At 46.6% G+C, this 21,206-nt stretch carries 21 protein-coding genes, 1 tRNA gene, 1 other RNA gene and 1 pseudogene; 18 read left to right on the plus strand and 6 right to left on the minus strand.

Annotated elements, in window-relative coordinates; all coding sequences use genetic code 11:
- Nucleotides 1-290: 290 nt before the first annotated feature.
- Nucleotides 291-1,052 carry a DUF975 family protein gene (locus A3GW_RS0102730; protein WP_018367791.1) on the minus strand — a complete coding sequence of 254 codons (762 nt, stop codon included), beginning with the start codon at nt 1,050-1,052 and terminating at the stop codon, nt 291-293.
- A gap of 385 nt (nt 1,053-1,437) precedes the next feature.
- Between A3GW_RS0102730 and tgt the strand changes: the two genes are divergently transcribed.
- Together tgt and A3GW_RS0102740 are read left to right on the plus strand one after the other, a co-directional pair.
- Nucleotides 1,438-2,580, plus strand: coding sequence for a tRNA guanosine(34) transglycosylase Tgt (tgt, locus tag A3GW_RS0102735; protein WP_026216554.1), 1,143 nt, complete (start codon nt 1,438-1,440; stop codon nt 2,578-2,580).
- 66 nt (nt 2,581-2,646) lie between these two features.
- Nucleotides 2,647-3,285, plus strand: a complete 639-nt coding sequence (locus A3GW_RS0102740) for a uridine kinase family protein (protein WP_051070791.1) — start codon at nt 2,647-2,649, stop codon at nt 3,283-3,285.
- A 319-nt stretch (nt 3,286-3,604) separates the two neighbouring features.
- On the opposite strand, the gene A3GW_RS0102745 is transcribed toward A3GW_RS0102740, so the two are convergent.
- Nucleotides 3,605-4,207, minus strand: coding sequence for a hypothetical protein (locus tag A3GW_RS0102745; RefSeq protein ID WP_018367794.1), 603 nt, complete (start codon nt 4,205-4,207; stop codon nt 3,605-3,607).
- 141 nt (nt 4,208-4,348) lie between these two features.
- Here A3GW_RS0102745 and A3GW_RS0102750 point away from each other — a divergent pair, with 141 nt between their 5' ends.
- The 3 genes from A3GW_RS0102750 (at nt 4,349) to ffs (ending at nt 5,730) form a co-directional block, all read left to right on the plus strand.
- Nucleotides 4,349-5,128 carry an MBL fold metallo-hydrolase gene (locus tag A3GW_RS0102750; protein WP_018367795.1) on the plus strand — a complete coding sequence of 260 codons (780 nt, stop codon included), beginning with the start codon at nt 4,349-4,351 and terminating at the stop codon, nt 5,126-5,128.
- The gene (gene tadA / locus A3GW_RS0102755) at nt 5,125-5,637 is read left to right on the plus strand and encodes a tRNA adenosine(34) deaminase TadA (RefSeq protein ID WP_018367796.1); all 513 of its coding nucleotides are present in this window, start codon (nt 5,125-5,127) and stop codon (nt 5,635-5,637) included. Before A3GW_RS0102750 ends, tadA begins: the two co-directional genes overlap by 4 nt.
- Nucleotides 5,635-5,730: signal recognition particle sRNA small type (gene ffs, locus A3GW_RS11375), an RNA gene on the plus strand. Before tadA ends, ffs begins: the two co-directional genes overlap by 3 nt.
- A 155-nt stretch (nt 5,731-5,885) precedes the next feature.
- On the opposite strand, the gene def is transcribed toward ffs, so the two are convergent.
- Nucleotides 5,886-6,497 (minus strand): peptide deformylase, encoded by a 612-nt coding sequence (def, locus tag A3GW_RS0102760; RefSeq protein WP_018367797.1) that lies wholly within the window; start codon nt 6,495-6,497, stop codon nt 5,886-5,888.
- 193 nt (nt 6,498-6,690) lie between these two features.
- Between def and A3GW_RS0102765 the strand changes: the two genes are divergently transcribed.
- Nucleotides 6,691-7,998, plus strand: a complete 1,308-nt coding sequence (locus A3GW_RS0102765) for a uracil-xanthine permease family protein (RefSeq protein ID WP_018367798.1) — start codon at nt 6,691-6,693, stop codon at nt 7,996-7,998.
- Nucleotides 7,999-8,062: 64 nt separating this feature from the next.
- Here the strand turns inward: A3GW_RS0102765 and A3GW_RS10710 are convergent, their stop codons facing one another.
- Nucleotides 8,063-8,563: a hypothetical protein gene (locus tag A3GW_RS10710; RefSeq protein ID WP_051070792.1), complete on the minus strand. Its 501-nt coding sequence runs from the start codon at nt 8,561-8,563 to the stop codon at nt 8,063-8,065.
- A 201-nt stretch (nt 8,564-8,764) separates the two neighbouring features.
- Nucleotides 8,765-9,244: a cupin domain-containing protein gene (locus A3GW_RS0102775; protein ID WP_018367801.1), complete on the minus strand. Its 480-nt coding sequence runs from the start codon at nt 9,242-9,244 to the stop codon at nt 8,765-8,767.
- A gap of 204 nt (nt 9,245-9,448) precedes the next feature.
- On the opposite strand from A3GW_RS0102775, the gene rpsO reads away from it, so the two are divergent.
- Together rpsO and A3GW_RS11640 are read left to right on the plus strand one after the other, a co-directional pair.
- On the plus strand, nt 9,449-9,718 hold the full coding sequence (gene rpsO / locus A3GW_RS0102780) for a 30S ribosomal protein S15 (protein WP_018367802.1): 270 nt from the start codon (nt 9,449-9,451) through the stop codon (nt 9,716-9,718).
- 109 nt (nt 9,719-9,827) lie between these two features.
- Nucleotides 9,828-9,944, plus strand: coding sequence for a putative metal homeostasis protein (locus A3GW_RS11640; protein WP_018367803.1), 117 nt, complete (start codon nt 9,828-9,830; stop codon nt 9,942-9,944).
- A 121-nt stretch (nt 9,945-10,065) separates the two neighbouring features.
- Here the strand turns inward: A3GW_RS11640 and gshAB are convergent, their stop codons facing one another.
- A complete protein-coding gene (gene gshAB, locus A3GW_RS0102790) occupies nt 10,066-12,318 on the minus strand; it encodes a bifunctional glutamate--cysteine ligase GshA/glutathione synthetase GshB (protein ID WP_018367804.1) in 2,253 nt (750 codons plus the stop codon).
- A gap of 231 nt (nt 12,319-12,549) precedes the next feature.
- Between gshAB and A3GW_RS0102795 the strand changes: the two genes are divergently transcribed.
- From A3GW_RS0102795 to ftsY, 10 genes and pseudogenes are all read left to right on the plus strand, one after another.
- Entirely contained in the window at nt 12,550-12,999 is a 450-nt protein-coding gene (locus A3GW_RS0102795) for a LytTR family DNA-binding domain-containing protein (protein WP_018367805.1), read from the plus strand.
- Nucleotides 13,000-13,010: 11 nt separating this feature from the next.
- A complete protein-coding gene (locus A3GW_RS0102800) occupies nt 13,011-13,409 on the plus strand; it encodes a DUF3021 domain-containing protein (protein ID WP_018367806.1) in 399 nt (132 codons plus the stop codon).
- A 63-nt stretch (nt 13,410-13,472) separates the two neighbouring features.
- Nucleotides 13,473-13,545, plus strand: a tRNA-Thr gene (locus A3GW_RS0102805).
- A gap of 325 nt (nt 13,546-13,870) precedes the next feature.
- Nucleotides 13,871-15,130, plus strand: coding sequence for a UDP-N-acetylglucosamine 1-carboxyvinyltransferase (locus tag A3GW_RS0102815; RefSeq protein ID WP_018367808.1), 1,260 nt, complete (start codon nt 13,871-13,873; stop codon nt 15,128-15,130).
- Between the two features lie 185 nt (nt 15,131-15,315).
- Complete coding sequence (msrB, locus tag A3GW_RS0102820) at nt 15,316-15,759, plus strand: peptide-methionine (R)-S-oxide reductase MsrB (protein ID WP_018367809.1); 444 nt, start codon at nt 15,316-15,318, stop codon at nt 15,757-15,759.
- On the plus strand, nt 15,756-16,514 hold the full coding sequence (locus A3GW_RS0102825; RefSeq protein ID WP_018367810.1) for an alpha/beta fold hydrolase: 759 nt from the start codon (nt 15,756-15,758) through the stop codon (nt 16,512-16,514). The genes msrB and A3GW_RS0102825 overlap by 4 nt, the downstream gene beginning before the upstream one ends.
- Nucleotides 16,507-17,694, plus strand: a complete 1,188-nt coding sequence (locus tag A3GW_RS10715) for an Mbeg1-like protein (RefSeq protein ID WP_018367811.1) — start codon at nt 16,507-16,509, stop codon at nt 17,692-17,694. The genes A3GW_RS0102825 and A3GW_RS10715 overlap by 8 nt, the downstream gene beginning before the upstream one ends.
- Before the next feature lie 81 nt (nt 17,695-17,775).
- Nucleotides 17,776-18,549, plus strand: a pseudogene (locus tag A3GW_RS12010) (HAD-IIB family hydrolase); the annotation flags it as partial.
- Between the two features lie 9 nt (nt 18,550-18,558).
- On the plus strand, nt 18,559-19,413 hold the full coding sequence (locus A3GW_RS11800; protein WP_040798390.1) for a Cof-type HAD-IIB family hydrolase: 855 nt from the start codon (nt 18,559-18,561) through the stop codon (nt 19,411-19,413).
- On the plus strand, nt 19,400-21,061 hold the full coding sequence (gene ftsY, locus A3GW_RS0102840) for a signal recognition particle-docking protein FtsY (protein ID WP_018367813.1): 1,662 nt from the start codon (nt 19,400-19,402) through the stop codon (nt 21,059-21,061). The genes A3GW_RS11800 and ftsY overlap by 14 nt, the downstream gene beginning before the upstream one ends.
- Nucleotides 21,062-21,206 lie beyond the last annotated feature (145 nt).

Below are 21,206 nucleotides of genomic sequence, written 5' to 3' on the forward strand. Positions count from 1 at the left end.
CCATACATCGTCTCATTCGGACAATGTATTACCTCATTATGCATAACAAACTTTACGATTACACTTTAACCCAAAATCAGTAAAATTGTTTATGCCATATTATTGTAACACCTTATTTCAAAAATCACAAAATAAGGTGTTGGTTTTGTATACACTTTTTATGTAAATCTTTAGTGTAAAGTAAGGTCACTTCCCTATTTTGATGACTGTATGAAAATTATTTTTTCTCTAAAACCTTGATAGACTTGACAAATGGTAGAAAAAAGCCCGCTCCATTGAGCGGGTTTACTTTAGTGTTCAGGCGTTTTGAGTTGGTCATAAAAAATGGCATCAGCTGTTGTGATATAAGGCAAAACATAGATAAGAGCCAATCCGAGAGTAATCCCTGTCAAGATATACCAACCGATAAAGGAGAGATGGAGAATAAAGAGGTCAAATTTTTTGCCAACCATCAGCTCCTTGCTTTCTTTAAAAATATCAAAGGGGTCAAGATCTTTTCCGTCTTCCATACGGTCAAGCAAAATCAGTTCAGCTTGGCTGTAGGCATAGGCCTTAATGATTAACATGACAAACCCGATGAGCCAGCAAATAAAAGAGAGAGCAACATAAAACGAGTTCATATGTCCTGAATTTAGCCCCGTATAGACTAATAAAATGATTGCTGGACCGATGCAAAGAACGATCCAAGGCAACAACAGCAAGAGCCGAACGACATAGAGCAAGAGGTAGTGGAGGAAGATTCGTCCTGAGAAGGTTCTCAGGCTGTCTTTATAGCTCACCTCGTCACGTTTTTGTCTCACCACTTCAACCATGGTGTAGGTTGTTGCTAAGCCCATTAAACTGATAATAAAGCTGATTAACTGTGGGAAAAGAGAGGAGCCTCTATAGGCTGTTTGTGCTAGGGCATAACCACTGTAAACAGTCGCTGTTTCTCTGAGCTGGATAAACATAAAAAACAGGCTTAGGGTAATAGGTAACCAAAAAAGCTGGTATTTGGTAGAGAGATGTTTAAGTGTTTCACGGGCTTTTTCGCGAATATCATACGATGACATAGTGTCCTCCTTTATTATGTTCTTCCTATTATAGCATAATTTATGGTAAAATGGAGAAGTCAGCTCAGCTGGCACACTAAGGCCCAGAACTGTTTTTTCTGGCAGCACAAAGAAAGGAATTGAACCCGTCCGGAAAACTCGGAAAAAAGATAAACTGCTGAGAGTGGGACAAAAATCGGTAACCCGAAGGGTTCGATTTTGTCGTCCCACCTCCGCACAGTTGAGTAGGGCTATAAAAGCTGATGACATCAGCGTATTAGAGCCCACTCAACCACTGCGTATTGCAAGTAATACCTTGTCAACTTTGAAAGTTGGAGACTTTTGTCCCAGTCTTGTCAGTTTCCTGTTTTTCTATCGTTTTCTGGTCGAACTTGGTATCTTAGTTATGACAGATTACCCAATCAAATACCGTCTGATCAAGACGGAAAAACACACCGGTGCCCGCCTCGGAGAAATTATCACGCCGCACGGTACCTTTCCGACCCCTATGTTTATGCCAGTTGGCACCCAAGCCACGGTTAAAACCCAGTCGCCTGAAGAGCTCAAGGAAATGGGGTCAGGCATTATCCTCTCAAATACCTACCATCTCTGGCTTCGCCCGGGTGATGAGCTGATTGCACGGGCTGGGGGGCTTCACAAGTTCATGAACTGGGATCAGGCGATTTTGACCGATAGTGGGGGCTTCCAAGTCTATTCCCTCGCAGACAGCCGTAACATCACCGAAGAGGGCGTGACCTTCAAGAATCACCTCAACGGCTCAAAAATGTTCCTGTCGCCTGAAAAAGCCATTTCCATTCAGAACAATCTTGGGTCTGACATCATGATGAGTTTTGACGAGTGTCCGCAGTTTTACCAGCCCTATGATTATGTCAAAAAATCCATCGAACGCACCAGTCGCTGGGCGGAGCGGGGGCTTAAAGCTCACCGTCGTCCCCATGACCAAGGGCTCTTTGGCATCGTTCAAGGAGCGGGCTTTGAGGACCTGCGTCGCCAATCAGCTGCAGACCTTGTCAGCATGGACTTCCCAGGCTACTCCATCGGAGGTCTAGCAGTCGGTGAGACCCACGAGGAGATGAATGCGGTGCTGGACTTTACGGTGCCGCTCCTTCCTGATAACAAACCGCGTTACCTCATGGGGGTCGGTGCGCCTGACAGCTTGATTGATGGGGTCATTCGTGGGGTGGATATGTTTGACTGTGTTTTGCCGACACGGATTGCCCGAAACGGCACCTGTATGACTTCCCAAGGTCGTCTGGTGGTCAAAAATGCCCAGTTCGCTGAGGACTTTACACCGCTTGACCACGACTGTGATTGCTACACGTGTCAAAATTACACTCGTGCCTATATCCGCCACCTGCTCAAGGCAGACGAGACCTTTGGTATTCGCCTGACCAGCTACCACAATCTTTATTTCTTGGTTAACTTGATGAAAAAGATCCGTCAGGCCATCATGGACGACAACCTGCTCGAATTCCGTCAGGACTTCATGGAGCGCTATGGCTACGGCACAAATGGTCGGAATTTCTAGGTTTTTAGATTTTTAGGGGCATAGCAGAGTTTATACACGCTATCGATTAAAAATAGAGAGGAACTTATGATGTCATCAGATTTTTTTAAGAACATCGCAGAGCAGCTCAGCGATGGCAAGCGGCATACGGTGCGTATCTATGGTCACGGGGCTTCAGGCAAATCAACCTTAGCAGCTGCGCTATTGTCCTACCTCGACCCAGAGCAGGTCAACCTCATCGAAACGGATGCCTATATCATTGACGGTCAGCTCCGACAGCTGGTTCGGCCTGCGGATGCACCACATCAGAAAGTGACCGCTTCTATGCCTGTCTCTCACGAATTAGCCAGCCTGACGCGAGATATTCAAGCCCTACAAAAGGGCATGGATATCCTGACCATCGACTGCTCTCCTTGGGCACCGCAGCAGGTCCTAACTGGGAGCAAGCCGATTCTGATCGTGGAGGGCATGTCTTCTGCCTTTTTGGACAAGTCCCTCTTTGATCTGTCTATCGCCTGCTATACCGATCCCGAGACAGAGTTGGCTAGACGTTTGGCGCGGGATGTGGCTCATCGTGGTCGAGTTCCTGAATTTGTTTTGCAAACGCATCAGGCGCGTCGTCAGCAGTACGAGACCTACTACCAGCACCTGCTTGAAGAGGCAGATATTCTTGTTGACCAGTCGGAGGATGGATTTGTGGTAAAGCACGTGACACAGCCGTCTTAAAACAATGTCTCCTAACTGTTCTAATTGCTTGGCTTCGTCTGTGTAAAGTGCTAGCATTTTACAGTTTATCTGTTATGGTCGTGCTGATTTGAGAGGCAAAGATTAGTCACCCGTCGTGGTGCTACAATTACGCCTCCACATTGCTCAAACGATTAGTTGAAGGGGCTGTTTGAGCAGTCAAAGAATCACCATTGGCAGGGCTATTCAGCTGGTAAGAGGCTGGGAAGACTGTCTTAAAACGACTAAATGACTTAGAGTATTGTCATCAACAAACGTTACTCTAAGTCATTTTATAGTGTAATAGTTAACTGCTAGACTCTTAATGTGATGCTTTCTTTGCTTGTTGCATGGTTGATTCATCACGTTGGGCAGGTTTTAGGAGATAGTTCCCGAATGCCGTAATTGTCAGCAGATAAAAGACAAACATAAATGGCAGATTCTGGCGGACACTCTCAATCAACTGAACATGGACAAAGATAAGACCAACAGCTGCTGCAATTAACCGATTGAACCAGAGCATCAATCGAGAGGGCATCCCCTTGGAAGGACTTGACATGTTCTGTATAATCCAGAACATCAGGCTATAGGTACCCATTGCCAGCAGGAGCATTAACGCGAGACGACCGGACAAACTCCCCCAACTGATACCTGGACTCAGCTGGGCATGTGATAAGGATAGGGGCAAACTTGCCAAAGCCAGTGCAACTTGCCCTAGCACTGCGCTGCTACCGTCAAGCCATTTAGGCTTGCCTGCCAAAAATAGAGCTGCCAAAAGCCAAACATAAGCAAATATGCCAGTTGTTAAAGCAAAAATCTGTGTCAAGTCAGCAACACCTGCTCCCAAGGCATAACAAACTAAGAGTAGTAGTGGGATAAGAGTAGTGATTATGAGCCAAACCAGCCCTGAAAGGTAACGTGACATAATAATCCTCCAAAAGATAAGATAAGCCTATTATAGCGTAATTGACAGCAGAATAACAGGGCTTTCCTTTTTCTTGAATGATTACAAAAAAGCTGAAAGAGTTTTTATGATATAATAAAGAAAAGACCAAAGGAGTTCATCATGAAACTACAGACACTGGGTTGCTGGGGCGGTTACCCCTATCAAGAGCAAGGAACAACCAGCTTTCTCTTAACAGGCGAGGACGGCTTCACCCTTCTTATCGACTGCGGTAGCCGTGCCCTCAACGAGCTGGAGAAAATCATGTCTCCCCTTGACCTTGATGCGGTTATCATCAGTCACTACCATCCAGACCATGTGGCGGATCTTGGCGTCTTGCGCCATTATCGCCAGCTTTACCCTAAAGACCAGTGGACACCTCGTGTTCTGCCTATCTATGGTCACACCGAGGACGCCCATGAGTTTGCCAAACTCACCATTCCTGATGTTAGCGAAGGGATTGCTTATGGCCCTAATCAAGCCTTCACGATTGGTTCATTCACCATTAAGGTGATGAAAACCGTTCACCCTGTTCCGTGTTATGCGATGAAAATAGCAGAGCAGGCAACAGGACAGGTGCTGGTCTTTACAGGAGATACAGGTTACTTTGATGGCTTAGCAGACTTTGCTAGCGGAGCAGACCTCTTTTTAGCTGATGTTTACTTTTATGAGGGCAAAGAAAACCATCCTGCCCATCTGACTAGTAAGGAAGCAGGTCTCATTGCCAAAGAAGCAAACGTGAAAAAACTTATTCTGACTCATCTGCCTCAGTTTCCAGAGCCGCATATTTCACCAGATAACCATCTGGAAACCCTCAGGCAACAAGCCCAGCACTGGGCAGAGAGGATTCCTGTCGAACTTGCCCAGCCTCATAAGGTTTGGGATTTGGGAGATCTGACATGATTGATTTCAGTCCAGAGGAAAAAGCCTATTTTATGGGGGAGGCACTCCTAGAAGCGGAAAAGTCGCTCACCAAGGCAGAAATTCCCATCGGTTGTGTCATCGTTAAGAATGGTCAAGTTATCGGTCGAGGACACAATGCGCGCGAGGAACTCAACCAAGCCATCATGCATGCGGAAATCATGGCCATCAATGAGGCCAATCAGGCGGTCGGAAACTGGCGTTTGTTGGACTGTACACTCTTTGTGACCATCGAGCCTTGCGTTATGTGTAGCGGAGCTATTGGGCTTGCCCGTATCCCGCAGGTTATCTATGGGGCGAAAAACCCAAAGTTTGGTGCCGCAGGTAGCCTCTATGAGATTTTGACGGATGAGCGGCTCAATCATCGAGTGACGGTCGAGCACGGGGTTTGTGAGCAGGAGTGTGCAACCATCATGCAGGAGTTCTTTCGTCAAGGACGAGAACGAAAGAAGAGTGAAAAAAGCTTGTCAAATACTCAGAATATGCTATAATAGAATCGGAGCAAGGTTCTTGCGTGAAGCGGGTCAGGGGAGGAATCCAGCAGCCCTAAGCGAGGTAGAGCCTGTGCTCTTTTTTTGTTGTTTTTAGCCCAAAAGAAACGAGCAGGTTTTTGGACCTGCCCGTTTCAAGGAGAGTTATGAAAAAGAAAAAATTTTAGGAGTGACTATAGTATAGACAAGTTAGCTTAATTCTAGCTTAACGAAAAAATCTTAGTGAATGGCTACCAAGGTGGCAACTGTTATAGCAAGAGTAAGTCCTCAGGCTCTTCAAATGGGTTAGCCTTATTGATACGGTCGTAGAAGAAGATGCCGTTGAGGTGGTCAATTTCATGTTGGACGACGATGCTGTTAAATCCTCTGAGTTTTAGACGTTGGTTTTGCCCATTTTTATCAATGTAATCGATGGTTACTCGGGCATGTCGTGGGACATAACCTTCAATGGGACGATCAACCGATAAGCACCCTTCACCGTCTGCTAAGGCTGCTCTCTGAACGGAGTGGGCTACGATTTTGGGGTTGAACATGATGACTTCCAAGGCATAGGCTTCTTTAGGCGGGTTGCCGTCAGCATCTTCTGGATTTGGCACGAGGGCTGCGATGATACGTTTAGAGATGTCTAATTGTGGCGCTGCTAGACCAACTCCAGCTCGCAAGCCCATTTTCTCACTGATAACCGGGTCTTGAGAGTTTTTAAGAAATTGCAACATCTTCTCCCCCAAAATAATGTCCTCATCACTTAATGGGAGACTAACTGGTTCGGCTGTTGCCCTCAAGGTAGGGTTGCCTTCGCGGATAATATCAGTCATGTCAATCAAGTGGCTGGCGCGAATAATGTTTTCTTGTGGTGTCATTGCGATACTTCCTGTCTAATCATTTCTATTACTATACCATAAAAGACTAACAAAGAAAAGTTTGAAGAGGGGGTTAAAAAACAGCAAATGTTAACTTTTTAATTGTTTTTTTATATTTTTTAAAGAAATAACTTGATTAAGGCTTGTTTTCTTGCTAAAATTAGGCTCTAATCAATAAAGAAAGAGAACGAAAATGACAAGAAACTCTTCAAGAAATTCAACTACCTTGCTTTATGGTCTCGATGATCGACCGACCTGGCCTGAAACGATTTTATTGGCCTTGCAGCATATTTTGGCTGCTTTTGCAGGTATCGTTGCCGTGCCTTTGGTGATTGGTAGCGCCTTGAACTTTTCTGCTCAAGAGACTGCCTTGATGGTGAGTGCTACCGTTTTTGCGTCAGGGTTGACAACGATTCTTCAATCCAAAGGGATTGGACCTCTAGGTTCTCGAGTGGCCAATATGATGGGGACTGACTTTACCTTTGTTAACCCATCCATTGCTGTTGGTGCTAAATTTGGTGTGGCGGGCATTGTGGCAGCCACTATCACAGGAGCTCTTGCGGAGGTTGTTCTTAGCCGCTTTATTAAGCCGTTGATGAGATTTTTCCCGCCTTTGATTATTGGTATTGTGGTTTCGTTAATCGGTGTGACCTTGTTACCTGTCAGCATTGATTGGGCTGCAGGAGGTTTTGGCGCTGCGGACTATGGCTCGGTTAAGAATTTGGCGGTTGCCTTTGTGGTCATGGTGTTCACTCTGATTCTTAGTCACTTTGGCAAGGGCATGTGGAAAACAGCAGCAGTTTTTGTCGGCATGGTTTTCGGCTACCTCATCTCGATTCCTTTGGGAATGGTTGACTTATCAGCTGTTTCAGCCGCGTCTTGGTTGGCAATACCAAATCCCTTGCGCTATGGGTTTACCTTTGACTTGGCTTCCACCCTATCATTTGTGCCAGCGTATATCGTGTCAAGTATCGGTACAGTCGGTGTCGTGATGGCGATTGGTGAAGCCTCACAGACTAAAGTGAGCAGTGAGCAAATCTCGTCTGGAGTTTTGGCAGATGGCATTGGGTCAATGATTTCAGGGGTGTTTGGAGCAGGACCAAACACAGCCTTTTCTCAGAATGTCGGCTTGATCACCTTGACCAAGGTTGCCAGTCGCCACGTCATGATTGTTGCGGGAGCTATTTTGGCTGTTCTTGGACTATTTCCAAAACTATCAGCTTTGATTTCAGTCATGCCAAGTCCTGTGCTTGGTGGTGTTGGGGTTATCATGTTTGGCTTAGTGGCTGCCCAGGGCTTAAAAACGTTGGGACAAGTTGAGTTGGGTGACCGAGAACTCTTGATTATCTCAGTTGCTTTTGCCTTAGGCATCGGTGTAACGGTACGTCCCAATATCTTGGACAATCTGCCAGAAGCCTTTCGCATGATTTTCTCTTCAGGGATTTCAACAGGCACTTTGGTGGCTCTCTTGCTTAATATTATTCTACCTAAGAAGCAATAAAAAACCAGCCTAAGGCTGGTTGAAGGGGCAAGTCTTGCGTGAGGCTTGCCTTTTTTGTCTGCGCTTAAAAGGCTGTCCATGATAAACTGTCCATATCAAGAATTGCTCTACCCTGGTTAAACTGATAAGGTTCAGCTACACCGCTTGCTCGCATATCAAAGTCCGCTTCCCCAATCACCCAATGCCCGCTGTTATCAGGTGATAACTGGTAGAGGGTAGCAGTGCCTTGCCCGCTTGCCGAATGCCAAGAGACGGATTCTACAGTGCCGTCTTGGTAGATGACAAAACCCTCTCGACCACCGCCTGCACCTGCCACATGAGTCCGCGCAAGATAGATCGGTACCCCATTTTGCAGGTAGTAGAGGGCGGCTGGTGAGACCTGTCCATTAAAGAAGTGGCTCGTCAGCAACTCGGCTGTCCCATTACCATCAATATCAACAAAAGCATAGTGTGTTGCCAGCCCTGCTGTCTTATCCGTCGCCACCAGGTGGAGGGTGGTGGCATAAAGCTCTTCATTGCTCGGTGCTGGTGGTTGGCTTTCAGCTTGGGGCTTTGGTGTTGCCATAGCAGAGCTGGATGCCGCTATCGTTTGGCTTGATGTTTCGGTCTGGGAGCTTGAACTGGTGGTGGTTGATGTGGAGTTAGAACTATTAGCCTGCTTTGATGAGCTGACTGATGTTGGAACACTTGGTTTTTTGTGTTGACTGACAAGCCGTGAGTACAAGAAGTGAGCTGGTCAGTACTGTCAGGATGATTTTCTTCATTGTCAGTCTCCTTTAGTTAAGCGGGTGATGATGTCAGCGTGGTCAGGGTAACTGACTAACAGGTCCTCTCGGTCAAAGAGTTCAAAATCCTCATACTCAAAACCAGGAGCCACCATGCAGGAGACCAGCGCAAAGGCACCCTCGTCTTCTACTATAGAACCAAAGATAGTGCCTTTTGGGACACAATACTGTAAGCGGCAATTATCTAGCACCTTGTCGCTTAAATTGACTGCCTCGTAGGTTCCGTCTGGGTGTATCATATGAATCGTTAGAGGTGCGCCAGCATGAAAATACCAGATTTCATCTGCCGTTAGGCGATGAAAATGTGACGGACTTTCCGCCGTTAACAGGAAATAAATACTGGTGTAAAGTGCCCGATCTGTCCTGGCAGATTCTTTTGATTTGTAGATCTGCCGATAATAGCCGCCTTCAATATGAGGAACAAGTTCCAGGGCTTCAATCCAGTCATCAATCGTTGTCATAGCTTCTCCTTGTCGGGTGTCTTTTAGTTTATTTTACCATAATTTATTAGTTTTTTAAGGTCAATTCAGTTATTTTGCTCTGCCATTTGACAAAAGTGAAAAAGGCTGATAAAATGAAGAAGTCCAAGGACGAAACTAACTCTTTCTTGGTTCTGGGACTGCCAAGCCCAGCACTCGGATAGAGGAGAAAAAAGGAGAAAAACAATGGCAATCTCAAAAGAGAAAAAAAATGAAATCATCGCTCAATATGCGCGCCACGAAGGCGACACTGGTTCAGTTGAAGTACAAGTTGCTGTTTTGACTTGGGAAATCAACCACTTGAACAACCACATCAAAGAGCACAAACATGACTACGCTACATACCGTGGGTTGTTGAAAAAAATCGGTCACCGTCGTAACCTTTTGGCTTACTTACGTCGTACAGACGTTAACCGTTACCGCGAATTGATTCAATCACTTGGTCTTCGTCGTTAAGATGAATTGGACAGAACCTGCCTTTGGGCAGGTTTGCACTTTGCAAAATACTTTACTGATTAATTAAATTGTGATAAACTAGAAATACGTCAAAAAAAGGAGGAACACTATGGCAGAACGTCTTGATTTGGCCAGCTGCTATCGCAAGCTAAAAAGTCCAAATATCAAAACCCGTAAACGTGCGTTGAAAGTCATCAAAGAGCATAAACGACAAGGCAAAAAATAAGCAGATAGATGTCGCCTGATAAACTTTTTTGGTCAGTCGACTAACAGTGATTGACCGCAATTTTTGTCCTTAAACCCCCTAAAAACGATAAAAATCCAGCAACTGTTGCTGGATTTTTACATTAGTGTATTTCGGGAAATAGGTTTGCCAGTATTTTAGCTGTTAGAGGCTGACCAGGTCCTTCGTGGCAGTAGGTGTGCATATACATGGAAGGATTGAAGTTGAGTTCGATACAGGTGCAATTTGGTATTTCTTTACTGGCTGTTTTGCTGAGGTCAGGGATAATCAAGTCAACCCCGCAGACCCAGGCCCCAATCGCCGTTGCCATGTCAGCAGCCAACTGTTTAAAACTCTCGTGCATTTGTTCGGTAACATCAATAGAGTCACCACCGGTTGAGATGTTAGAATTTCCTCGTAAGTTAGCTTTGATGCCTTCAGGGAGGATGGTATCCGGAGTATAGCCCTGTTGTTGGAGGGTCAGGCGCTCAATATCTCCTAGGGTGATGAGTTCTAGAGGTGAGCGGTGGTCCCTGCCTCTTAGAGGATTTTGATTTTTAAGGTCAATAAGCTGTGCAATCGTGTGAGTGCCATCTCCGACGACATTGGCGGCGACTCGGAGAAGGACTGCTTCGCACTTGCCATCAAGGACAAAGAAGCGGTACTCGGTACCTGGGATAAAAGTTTCCACAAGGACATCACTATCCTCTGCAAATGCAATATCGAGTGCTTTGTCATAGTCGTCTAGGCTGGCTGGGTCCTGAAAAATACTAATGCCCAGACCAAAATTAGTTGATTTTGGTTTGACGACGATGGCTTGCTCTGCGATTTGCCCATAGTAGCGACGAGCAGTTGACTTACTAGAAAATTCTTGACCAGCAGGAACAGGAAAGCCAGCATCTGCAAGGATTTTTTTGGTGACCGTCTTATTGGCCATGGCTAGGGGAACGATATAGTTATCTTTAGAAGTCATGTTGCCATTTTTGACGTATTCGACATGGTCATTGTGCCAAAGTTTTAAAAACTGGTCGTTTTCATCTAAAATTTCAACATGAAGTCCTTTTTGAATGGCATCAAATAACAGCAACTGGGTAGATAGCTCCATTGACTCATAGCCTTTGAGGGCATAAGGGGAGGACCAGAAGTAAGCCCTATAAGTTTGTCCCTGTTGCTGTCCGAAATCTTGTAAAGAGAGGCCGTCAAGGTGAGACACTAGCTGTCCTGATAGGGTCAGGCGAGGGCTGTTGATTGCTTCTTGAGCTTGCTGAATCAGTTGGTGGTAATAATCATCCAGTTGGAAATGTGTGACCACCTCGGTCATTGCCCTTAGAATGCTGTGATAGTCAGCCTCAGCCGGCAAAGGTTCCAGAGGGTGTGCCAGTGCGATGCGATTATTTAAGTCATTAGCAACAGCGATGTCTTTATCGACTGAAGTAGACTGGTCTAACCAGAGAAGGGCTAGGATGAAAAGATGTACCGTATCCAGTGCCTCTTGACTGATGCCTAGAGGGTCAAAAGGATTGAGGTCAAAGCAGCGAAATTCTAGGTAAGTAATCCCTTTTGTGAGGTAATCACGGTTGTGTTTGCTGCCACGCAATCGAACAGGGGCATAGAATTCTTTTTCGGCAGAGAGTTGTCCAGATGCAACATAAGCCTCCAAATCCGTCACATAAGTCGTCAAATCAGCAAAAGAGACCTGAATGTCCTCGTGGTTGACATAGCCGAGTGAGCTATTTCTCAGAGAACGGACAGGACTGTTTAGCGTGTCCTTGAGAAATCCTCGCTCAGCTATAGGACTAGCGCCGTACAGATAGATCAGAAACCAGCGATAGCGCAGGAAATTTTGGGCTAATTTGAGGTAGAGGTCGTTGCGAAAAGCAATTTGATTGTCATAACCGCTAAGGGCAAAGAGCTGCGCTGTCAAGTCCGTCCCCAGTTCAACATTATAGTGTATGCCACTCATGGATTGCAGTAGTTTGCCATAGCGTTTGCCTAGACCGACCCGGTACTGGTACTCCGTTTGGTCCTCTAGTGCAGCAATCTGAATGTCAGCTTCACTGATATGCGGTGGCATGGAAAGAGGCCAGAGGTACTCGTCTCGTTCGATAGAGCGTCCTGCAACATCAGTGATGGCACCTAAGAAGCGTCGCGCTTCTGCTGTCGTTTGCGCGACGGGTGTAATCAATTCGAGCTGAGCTTCGCTATAGTCGGTCTGGATGTAGGGATGGAACTGTCTGGACCCTAATAGGCTAGGGTGCGGTGTTTGGGCGACACGGCTTGTATCCGTAATACGGAGACTTTCGCGTTCTAGGCCAAATGTTGCTTGTAAAACAGGCGCTGTTTCTGGTAATTGTTGGAGCAGTTGATCCATGGTCATCGGTGTGTTTTCCTTCGTTTTCAAATGTGATAGGTTCTGATTTTATTGTAAACACTTTAGGGAGGAAACTCAACTTTTTGCTATGAAAAATCGTCTTGCAGGTCGCTAGCGGCTGTTTGTGACCGCTCAAGAGGCAAATTTGACCACTGAGCAGAAAATCAGTCACAAAGCTCTGCGATTTTGCTAAAATAAGAGTAGATAAGACGTCTATCAAAAAATGGAGGGATACGCATGAAATGGTCGTTTGAAGTCAGTGATGGCCAGGCAGAGTTGGAGGTTATCCTCCGAAAAGCGAGGCTTGACCAAGAAGTACAAGATGTGATGGCCTACCTAGAGGGCTTTGGTCAGTCGGTCACAGAGCTTTTTCCTATCAAGACCGCTGAACGTGTTCAGCTGGTCTCAGTGGCAGATCTGATCGCGGTTGAAGTGGATGGGGGAGAGCTGCAGGTGCTGACGACAAAAGGGAGTTATCGGACGGTGGAGCGCTTAATTCATTTTCAAGAGCGGGTGCATCACCCTGATTTGCTCCAGATTTCCCGCTACGGGCTCATCAATATTAAGCAGTTGCAGTATCTGGAGCATTCGTTTTCAGGGAACATGACTGCTGTGTTGACTGGCAAGACAAAAGTAACGGTCAGTCGTCGCTATTTGAAATATCTTGAGAAAAAATTAGGATTATAAGGAGAAAAATCATGAAAAAATATCTTGATTGTTGGATGTACGGTGTTGGTATTGGCATGTTTTGGTACATGTTTAGCCTATGGTTTTGGGAGATTCCCAATCAGTCTTGGCAACAGGTTCTCGTCACGGTGCTTGGCTCAGGACTGATGGGACTGTCGGCTCTCATCTATGATGATAACCATAATAGTAGACCGACCTTAATCAAAACACTTATCCATTTTATGGTAATTTTTGCTTTGGCTCTGGGGATGATGAGTCTTAATGGTTGGATTGATGTCTCAAATCTGACGATGTTGCTGTCGTTTTTCTTAGAGTTTGTTGTGATTTACCTCGTCATTTGGGGAATTATTTACACGCTTGAGAAGCAAAAAGTCCAGCGAATTAATGACCATTTGCGACAAGGACGGTAAACTAGATAAAAGATAAAAAACCTCTTGACATTTTTTTCACAAGTAGTAAAATAAAAGAGGTTAGCCGATTTAGCTCAGTTGGTAGAGCAACGCACTCGTAACGCGTAGGTCGTAGGTTCGAGCCCTATAATCGGCATTGTTTAGAGATATAGCAGAGGGTTGGACAGATCCATGATTGCAAGGTAGTCAGGGGTCTGTTCCAGCTTTTTTATTTTCTTTTGAAAAAGAATTGGTATTTTGGATGGCTTTTGCATGTCGACATTTAGGTCATTGAGTAACTTTATTTGTGAAATAGCCATAGCTCAAAGTTTCCCCCTTAGTTATCCTCTTTCAAATGCAATAGACTGAATATTAGGACGTTTGAATGACAATTGGTAACTCGTCTCCATATTTGTCAAAAGGTTTGAAGTGTGATAGAATGGTACAGGTAAATCTTGAGATAAAGTGAAAGAATGAATTGTATGCGTAAAATTATTATTACAGGAGGGCGTCCGCTCAAGGGTGAGATTCCTGTTTCTGGAGCAAAAAATTCGGTTGTAGCCCTGATTCCTGCTATGATTTTAGCCGATGAGCCGATCACCCTAGATGGTGTGCCAGATTTAAGCGATGTGGCCAATTTGGTTGAGATGCTTAGTTTGCTGGGTGTTAAAGTCAATCGCCAGCAGGAGAGTTTGACAGCAGACCCATCAGGTCTTGTCAATCGGCCCATACCACCTGAGATGATTAGTCAGTTGCGGGCCTCTTATTACTTTTATGGCAGTTTGCTAGGGAGATTTGGCTATGCCAAGGTCGGTTTGCCGGGTGGCTGTGATTTAGGTCCTAGACCGATTGACCTCCATCTAAAAGCTTTTGAAGCCTTGGGTGCTCAAGTGACCTATGAGGGAGACCATATGATTCTCTCTACAGGTGGTCGTCGCTTGCAAGGGGCGCATATCTTTATGGATACAGTCAGCGTTGGGGCAACCATCAACACCATGATAGCGGCTAGTCTTGCTCAGGGTCGGACTGTGATTGAAAATGCAGCACGGGAACCTGAGATTATTGATGTGGCCATCTTGCTTAATAACATGGGGGCGCGTATCCGCGGAGCTGGCACAGCTGTTATTACGATTGACGGTGTTGAACGTCTCGGTGGGACACGCCATCAAGTGATTCCCGATCGCATTGAGGCTGGTTCTTACATCGCACTGGCTGCTGCGGTTGGTGAGGGCATCTGCGTGACCAATGTGCTTTATGAGCACTTGGAAAGCTTTATCGCCAAACTAGAAGAGATGGGCGTACGCATGGTTGTCAAAGAAGATGCTATTTTTGTTGAGAAACAAGAAGCTCTCCGTGCAGTGGATATCAGCACATCGCCTTATCCTGGTTTTGCAACTGATTTGCAGCAACCGTTGACCCCGCTATTACTGAAAGCTCAAGGGCGCGGAAAAATCAAAGATACGATTTATGAAAAGCGGGTGAACCATGTCCCAGAATTAGCACGCATGGGGGCGGAGATTTCAACACTTGGCGGTCAGATTATTTATACAGGTGGCAAGCCCTTATCAGGTGCGGAGGTGCGTGCGACTGATCTGCGAGCTGGGTTAGCCCTGATTACCGCAGCTTTGATGGCTGATGGCCAAACAGTGATTACAGATATTGAACATATCCTCAGAGGGTATTCTAATATCATTGAAAAGCTTCAGGCACTCGGTGCTGATATTACCTTAGTTGACGAGTAACAGGTAGTATTTCTGAGTTAATTGTCTTCATAAAGCTTGTTCAAACCTTATTTTCAAAGCAGATAAATTTAAAACAGCTAGCAAGCATCAGACAGAGTTTCTGATGCTATTTTTCATGTTATCCTTTATGTTGCTTTGGCGACAAACCTTAAAATGTGGTAAAATCTAGTCAAGGAGGTCATACGATGACAGAAACAAAAGAAGAACTGCGCCAGCGGATTGGTGACTTGGCTTACCGAGTGACCCAAGAATCAGCAACTGAGCGTCCTTTCACAGGGGAGTACGATAATTTTTTTGAAAAAGGTATCTATGTGGATATCGTTGGTGGTGAGGTCTTGTTCTCATCGCTGGACAAATTTCCCGCCCACTGCGGTTGGCCTGCTTTTAGCCAACCGATTAACAACCGTGACCTGACCCATCACGATGACAGTTCCTACGGCATGCGACGGATTGAAATTCGCAGTCGTCAGAGCAATTCCCATCTAGGGCATGTCTTTAACGACGGTCCTCGTGACAGAGGGGGCTTGCGCTACTGCATCAACTCGGCAGCCCTGAAATTTATCCCCTATGAGCAAATGGCAGAGCTCGGTTACGGCGACTATTTGAGTTTGTTTGAGGAGGAGGTATGACGGTTTATTTCCTAGATGGGCTGGGAAGCAACCGCTACTACGCAGCTGACTTACTGGCAGCCTTGGCAGATAGAGGGGTAAGGGTCAATTATCTGCCGCTTCCTGGTCACCCTGATAATCTCGAACAGTCGGTGGTAAGCAATGAAGCGTTACTAATCTGGTTAAGTCAACAGTTACCAGAAACACCTGTGACCCTGCTCGGCTATTCTCTTGGAGCAGACATCGCAGCAGCGTATGCCTACGCTTATCCTTGGCGTGTGAGCCAACTAATCCTGTTAGATGGGGCCTGTATTGACCTCTCGTCTTTACCACTTGAGGAGGAATTGGCTGGTGCTCAGGCCTACTTGGAGGGGCAGGTTTTTGGAGACATGGCGGAGCATCTGAGTCAGGCGCGTGAGGGGAGTGAGAGTTGGTCAGCCAACCTTGAGCGAGCAGAGCAGGAGGCCTACCTCTATGATGAGGTGGCTGGGATCTATCGATTGCGGCTCAACCAGGAGGCGGTATTGGGGCTGTTGACAGCTCGCCGACAGTGCCATCAGCCCTTGCAACAGGCAGATTTTAGTACACCTACGACGGTCATCATCAGTGACCAGCCGTCAGATGTTTTAGAGCAAAAAGAGCGCTATTTAGCTAACTGTCCAGTTTATGTCTCTTATCAGGTGCTGCCAAACAGCCATCATGATTTCTACATGGTGCGGCCGATTGAGACTGCTGAGTTGATTATGTCTTGTCTCGCGGAGGGTACTCATGGCTAATATCAAAGACTATGTGCTGGCAAACGGTCATCGATCCTTTGACGACCTCTCGCTCAACGAATTGGACATTGCCTGCCTCAATGAACTGGGTTATTTGACCTTTGGTGAACATCTGCCAGAAACGCTTGACCATCACAGCTATCATCGACTGGCTAACCTACTGGGGAGACTTGCGGTTGCTGAGTTGGAACAGCCAGTCTATGATTTCCTGGTGACACCAGCACGGATTGAGCTTCTACGAGCGGTCTTAACCAGTCCTCGGTTTGAAGACTTGGAGTTAGGCTGTTATGTCAACGATGTTAATCCCGACTACGGCAGGCAATTCGCTGCCATGGTCATGTGCTTGCCCAGCCTTGGGCATACCCAGTTGATTTTTCGTGGCACAGATGATAGTTTGATTGGCTGGAAAGAGGATTTCAATATGTCCTACATGCGAACCATCCCTGCCCAGCAGGCGGCATTCAGTTACCTCAGAGAATTTTTGATGGATTTCTCAGGCAAATTGGTGGTCTCTGGTCACTCTAAAGGTGGCAATCTAGCACTCTATGCTAGCAGTTTGGTTCCAGCAACCTTACAAACAAAGATCAGTGCTGTCTATGTTTTCGACGCTCCTGGACTTCATCAGTCTGTCCTCAATTCTCCTGGTTATCAGACCATTCGACCAAGGGTCAAGGCTTTTCGGCCTGAAGAGGCTATCGTTGGCATCATGCTAAGCTCAGATGTGGCTTATGAAACGGTGATTAGCCAAAATAGGGGGTTGTTGCAACACGATATGTCGCATTGGCAGGTGTCGGAGACGGCTTTTTTGAGAAGCTCTCAACTTAGCCAATTTAGCCTGAGTCTAGAGAAAACCTTTAATGATTGGCTTAATCAGTACTCAAATCAAGAACTAAAACTCTTTTTTGATACCTTTTTTGACTTGTTTTTCACCTCTGGCATTGCCAGCCTAAACGACCTATCAACCCCTGATCCCGTTCGTGCCAGAGCTATGCTAAACACGTTGCGCCATCTGGATAAACCCCGCCGTGAGTTTATGATCAAAGCGGTCAACCAACTGATGAGCCTCTATGGTAAACACGCCTTGGCGGATCGGCAGCGAGGTCCAGCTTATTGGGGGGATATTCTGGGAAAATGGCAGAGCAGGTCTACAAAGTCCCTAGAAACAGCTGATGATGCGTAGAGGGAGTTCAATGATTGTTCGTCTAGATGAGTTGCTCTCTAGCTATCAAAATCGCTGAAAATTTGTTACAATAGAAGCATGATGCGGATAAAAAAACTTTTTGTGTCCGACATGGACGGTACTTTTTTGAATGACCAAGGCAGCTATGACCGCAAGCGTTTGGTTGCTCTGCTAGATGATTTTGACCGCTTGGGCTATCTCTTTGCAGTGGCTAGTGGTCGCGGTTTATTAGCCTTGGATAAGCTTTTTGCAGGATTGACCAATCGTATCGCTATGATTGCTGAAAATGGGGCTTTCGTCCGTTATCAAGACCAGGTAATTTTTGAAGATACGATGCTTCCAGATGAGGTTGCAAGAGTTGTTGAAGCCCTTAGGCACAATCCCTACCTGACAGAGGACAAGTACTTGCTGTCTGGGCAACGCGGGTCTTATGCCACCCAACAAGCGGCTGCTACTTATGTTGCTGATTTGGCGCATTACTATGAAAACCTGCAACAGGTTGATGATCTACTAGCTGTTGATGACAACATCTACAAACTCACTGCTCAGTTTACCAAGGACACTCTGTTAGATGGGATTGTTGCCTTTAATCAGCGAGAAACTGGTTTTGTGGCCGTGGCTGTCGGAGATGATTCGGTTGATATTATTCGGCAAGGGAGCAATAAAGCTCTTGGTCTTATGAAACTTTGTCAACAGTTAGGGCTAGATGTGAGTCAGGTGACTGCCTTTGGGGACAATGGGAATGATCTGGAACTAATGAGTCAAGTTGGACAGGCGATAGCGGTTGCTAATGCCATTCCAGCCATTAAAGAACGGGCTAGTCAGGTGATTGGTCATCATGAGACAGGTGCTGTGCTGACCTACCTGGAACAAGCGGCCGCAGACATTAAACTGCTGGCTTTGGATCTGGACGGCACCTTGTTCACAACGGACAAGCAGGTCAGTCCAGAAAACAAGCTCGCTCTGCAATTGGCCAAAGAAAAAGGCGTCGACATCGTCATCACGACAGGGCGTCCGCTCAAAGCTATTGGCAATCTGATAGAAGAAGAGCTGGGACTGCAAGGATGGGACCAGTACAGCATTACCTTTAATGGTGGGCTAGTGCAGCGAAATGATGGGACCGTTGTAGCTCACCACCCGATGAGCATGGACGAGATTGCTCAGGTGCAGGCAGTGATGGCGCAACTGGCCCTGCCTGTTGATGTCATTAGTGATGGGACGGTTTATTCGATTCCCAGTCAAGGCAAGGCATCGCTCTACCACACCGCTAATCCCATGTTGGACTTTATCCAGCTGGACAGCCTTGCCGATCTACCAAAAGACAAGGTCTACAATAAAATCGTCATTGTCTGTGAAGCTGATTACTTAGACCAGCGAATTGCCCAGCTACCAGCCAGTCTGAGCCAGCAGTTTGAGGTCTTTAAGTCTCGGGAGATTATCCTAGAAGTCATGCCCAAAGGCGTCCATAAGGCGCAGGGCTTGGCAGACCTATGTCAGATGCTTGGTCTTGCCCCTCATCAGGTTATGACCATGGGTGATGAGGAAAATGACCTGACCATGTTAGCTTGGGCAGGCTGGGGTGTCGCTATGGGCAATGCGGTGCCTGCTGCCAAAGCTGCTGCTCGTCTGTCTGTGACCAGAACCAATGACCAGTCAGGTGTGGCAGAAGCTATTTACCGTTATATCGTGAAGGAGGAGATGACTGATGGGCTTGTTTGATCGCCTATTTGGTAAGAAAAAAGAAGAGCAGGTGCTTCAAGACCCTGTACAAGAGACAACAGCTGAGGATAGTCAGCTGCTCGATGAACCAAACGTTGATGTTTCCACTGTCAACACTGCTGAGGAAAATACTGTAATGCCCCAGGCAGACCAGTTTGTATTGTCAGAGCAAGATGACTTGGCTAACGAGCGGATAGCTAGTTCTGATGCTGAGCGCGACACTCTTCAGGCCAGTCAGCCCGCTCTAGCTCCCCTTGTTGAACCAACAGTGGTGCAGACTGAAAGACAGGATCCTACATCCCTCGAACAAGGCAGTCTGGAACGTCAGGCAGAAGCCTTACCTGTGGACATGGAACAGGAAATTGGATCAGCACTAGTATCTGTTGAGCCAGTCAGTGATTCTAAAACTGATGAGCTCACTGAGCAAATGACCCAGTCAAACTTGGCTGATGAGGTGGTTTTAAGTCAAGTAGACGATGAAGCTGACAATCTGGCTGCACCAGCTGACCAGCTGACATCTCCTCTAACCGACGCTGCTACTTTGGCTGCTCAGTTGACCGAGAACAGCCAGCATTTTTCAAGCGTGATGGCGGATTATTACGCTAAAAAAGCAGCTGTTAAGGCTGCGGCTGAGCGGGGGGAAGAGTTGGTTTTGGAGAGCATGCAGACGCGACAGGTTCAAGAACCTATTGTAGAGCTTGCTCAGCCTGAATCACACTCAGAAACGACCGAGGATAAGTATCACCGTACCCTCAAGAAAACCAGAACAGGTTTTGGAGCGAGGCTCAATGCCTTCTTAGCGAATTTCCGCACCGTAGACGAGGAGTTTTTTGAGGACTTGGAAGAGCTACTCATCATGTCTGACGTGGGTGTGACCGTCGCTACCAAGCTGACTGAGGAGCTCCGCTATGAAGCCAAACTCGAAAAAGCCAAAAAGCCAGACGACCTCCGTCGGGTCATCATCGAAAAGCTGGTGGACATCTATGAAAAGGACGGCTTTGAGCAGGAAGCCATCAACTTCCAAAAGGGGCTGACAGTTATGCTCTTTGTTGGGGTCAATGGGGTCGGCAAAACCACCTCAATCGGCAAGCTCGCCTACCAATACAAGCGGGCCGGCAAGTCGGTCATGCTGGTCGCTGCGGACACCTTCCGTGCTGGTGCAGTTGCCCAGTTGGTCGAATGGGGTCGCCGTGTCGACGTACCTGTGGTGACTGGACCTGAGAAGGCGGACCCTGCCTCCGTCGTTTTTGACGGTATGGAAAAAGCTGTCGCTGAAGCCGTTGACATCCTTCTGATTGATACTGCGGGACGGCTCCAAAACAAGGACCACCTCATGGCTGAGCTGGAAAAAATCGGGCGTATCATCAAACGTGTCCTACCAGATGCCCCACATGAGACCCTTCTGGCGCTCGATGCCTCAACTGGGCAGAATGCTCTGGTGCAAGCCAAGGAATTTTCAAAAATCACACCACTGACAGGTTTAGTTTTGACCAAACTGGACGGTACTGCCAAGGGCGGGGTTGTTCTTGCTATTCGTGAGGAACTTGATATCCCTGTCAAATTCATCGGTTTTGGAGAAAAGATTGATGACATCGGTCAATTCCGCTCTGAAGATTTCATGCGCGGTTTGCTAGACGGTTTGGTGTAGATATTAACATCGTATGAAAAGAGCGGGAGTCAGCATTGCTTTTTAGCAGTTGATAAACCGCTCTTTCCTCTTCCTGTTTGGCCAGTGGATGTTGGAGTAGCAGTTGCGTTGTTGTAGGATGTTCTTGTGATAAGCTTCAGAGTTG

It is taken from the genome of Streptococcus entericus DSM 14446 (assembly GCF_000380025.1).
Lineage (GTDB): Bacteria > Bacillota > Bacilli > Lactobacillales > Streptococcaceae > Streptococcus > Streptococcus entericus.

What these genes read in the sequence shown, in the direction of transcription:
- A3GW_RS0102730 (WP_018367791.1), bottom strand. Translation starts at nt 1,052, where the DNA reads ATGTCATCGTATGATATTCGCGAAAAAGCCCGTGAAACACTTAAACAT.
- tgt (WP_026216554.1), top strand. Translation starts at nt 1,438, where the DNA reads ATGACAGATTACCCAATCAAATACCGTCTGATCAAGACGGAAAAACAC.
- A3GW_RS0102740 (WP_051070791.1), top strand. Translation starts at nt 2,647, where the DNA reads ATGATGTCATCAGATTTTTTTAAGAACATCGCAGAGCAGCTCAGCGAT.
- A3GW_RS0102745 (WP_018367794.1), bottom strand. Translation starts at nt 4,207, where the DNA reads ATGTCACGTTACCTTTCAGGGCTGGTTTGGCTCATAATCACTACTCTT.
- A3GW_RS0102750 (WP_018367795.1), top strand. Translation starts at nt 4,349, where the DNA reads ATGAAACTACAGACACTGGGTTGCTGGGGCGGTTACCCCTATCAAGAG.
- tadA (WP_018367796.1), top strand. Translation starts at nt 5,125, where the DNA reads ATGATTGATTTCAGTCCAGAGGAAAAAGCCTATTTTATGGGGGAGGCA.
- def (WP_018367797.1), bottom strand. Translation starts at nt 6,497, where the DNA reads ATGACACCACAAGAAAACATTATTCGCGCCAGCCACTTGATTGACATG.
- A3GW_RS0102765 (WP_018367798.1), top strand. Translation starts at nt 6,691, where the DNA reads ATGACAAGAAACTCTTCAAGAAATTCAACTACCTTGCTTTATGGTCTC.
- A3GW_RS10710 (WP_051070792.1), bottom strand. Translation starts at nt 8,563, where the DNA reads ATGGCAACACCAAAGCCCCAAGCTGAAAGCCAACCACCAGCACCGAGC.
- A3GW_RS0102775 (WP_018367801.1), bottom strand. Translation starts at nt 9,244, where the DNA reads ATGACAACGATTGATGACTGGATTGAAGCCCTGGAACTTGTTCCTCAT.
- rpsO (WP_018367802.1), top strand. Translation starts at nt 9,449, where the DNA reads ATGGCAATCTCAAAAGAGAAAAAAAATGAAATCATCGCTCAATATGCG.
- A3GW_RS11640 (WP_018367803.1), top strand. Translation starts at nt 9,828, where the DNA reads ATGGCAGAACGTCTTGATTTGGCCAGCTGCTATCGCAAGCTAAAAAGT.
- gshAB (WP_018367804.1), bottom strand. Translation starts at nt 12,318, where the DNA reads ATGACCATGGATCAACTGCTCCAACAATTACCAGAAACAGCGCCTGTT.
- A3GW_RS0102795 (WP_018367805.1), top strand. Translation starts at nt 12,550, where the DNA reads ATGAAATGGTCGTTTGAAGTCAGTGATGGCCAGGCAGAGTTGGAGGTT.
- A3GW_RS0102800 (WP_018367806.1), top strand. Translation starts at nt 13,011, where the DNA reads ATGAAAAAATATCTTGATTGTTGGATGTACGGTGTTGGTATTGGCATG.
- A3GW_RS0102815 (WP_018367808.1), top strand. Translation starts at nt 13,871, where the DNA reads ATGCGTAAAATTATTATTACAGGAGGGCGTCCGCTCAAGGGTGAGATT.
- msrB (WP_018367809.1), top strand. Translation starts at nt 15,316, where the DNA reads ATGACAGAAACAAAAGAAGAACTGCGCCAGCGGATTGGTGACTTGGCT.
- A3GW_RS0102825 (WP_018367810.1), top strand. Translation starts at nt 15,756, where the DNA reads ATGACGGTTTATTTCCTAGATGGGCTGGGAAGCAACCGCTACTACGCA.
- A3GW_RS10715 (WP_018367811.1), top strand. Translation starts at nt 16,507, where the DNA reads ATGGCTAATATCAAAGACTATGTGCTGGCAAACGGTCATCGATCCTTT.
- ftsY (WP_018367813.1), top strand. Translation starts at nt 19,400, where the DNA reads ATGGGCTTGTTTGATCGCCTATTTGGTAAGAAAAAAGAAGAGCAGGTG.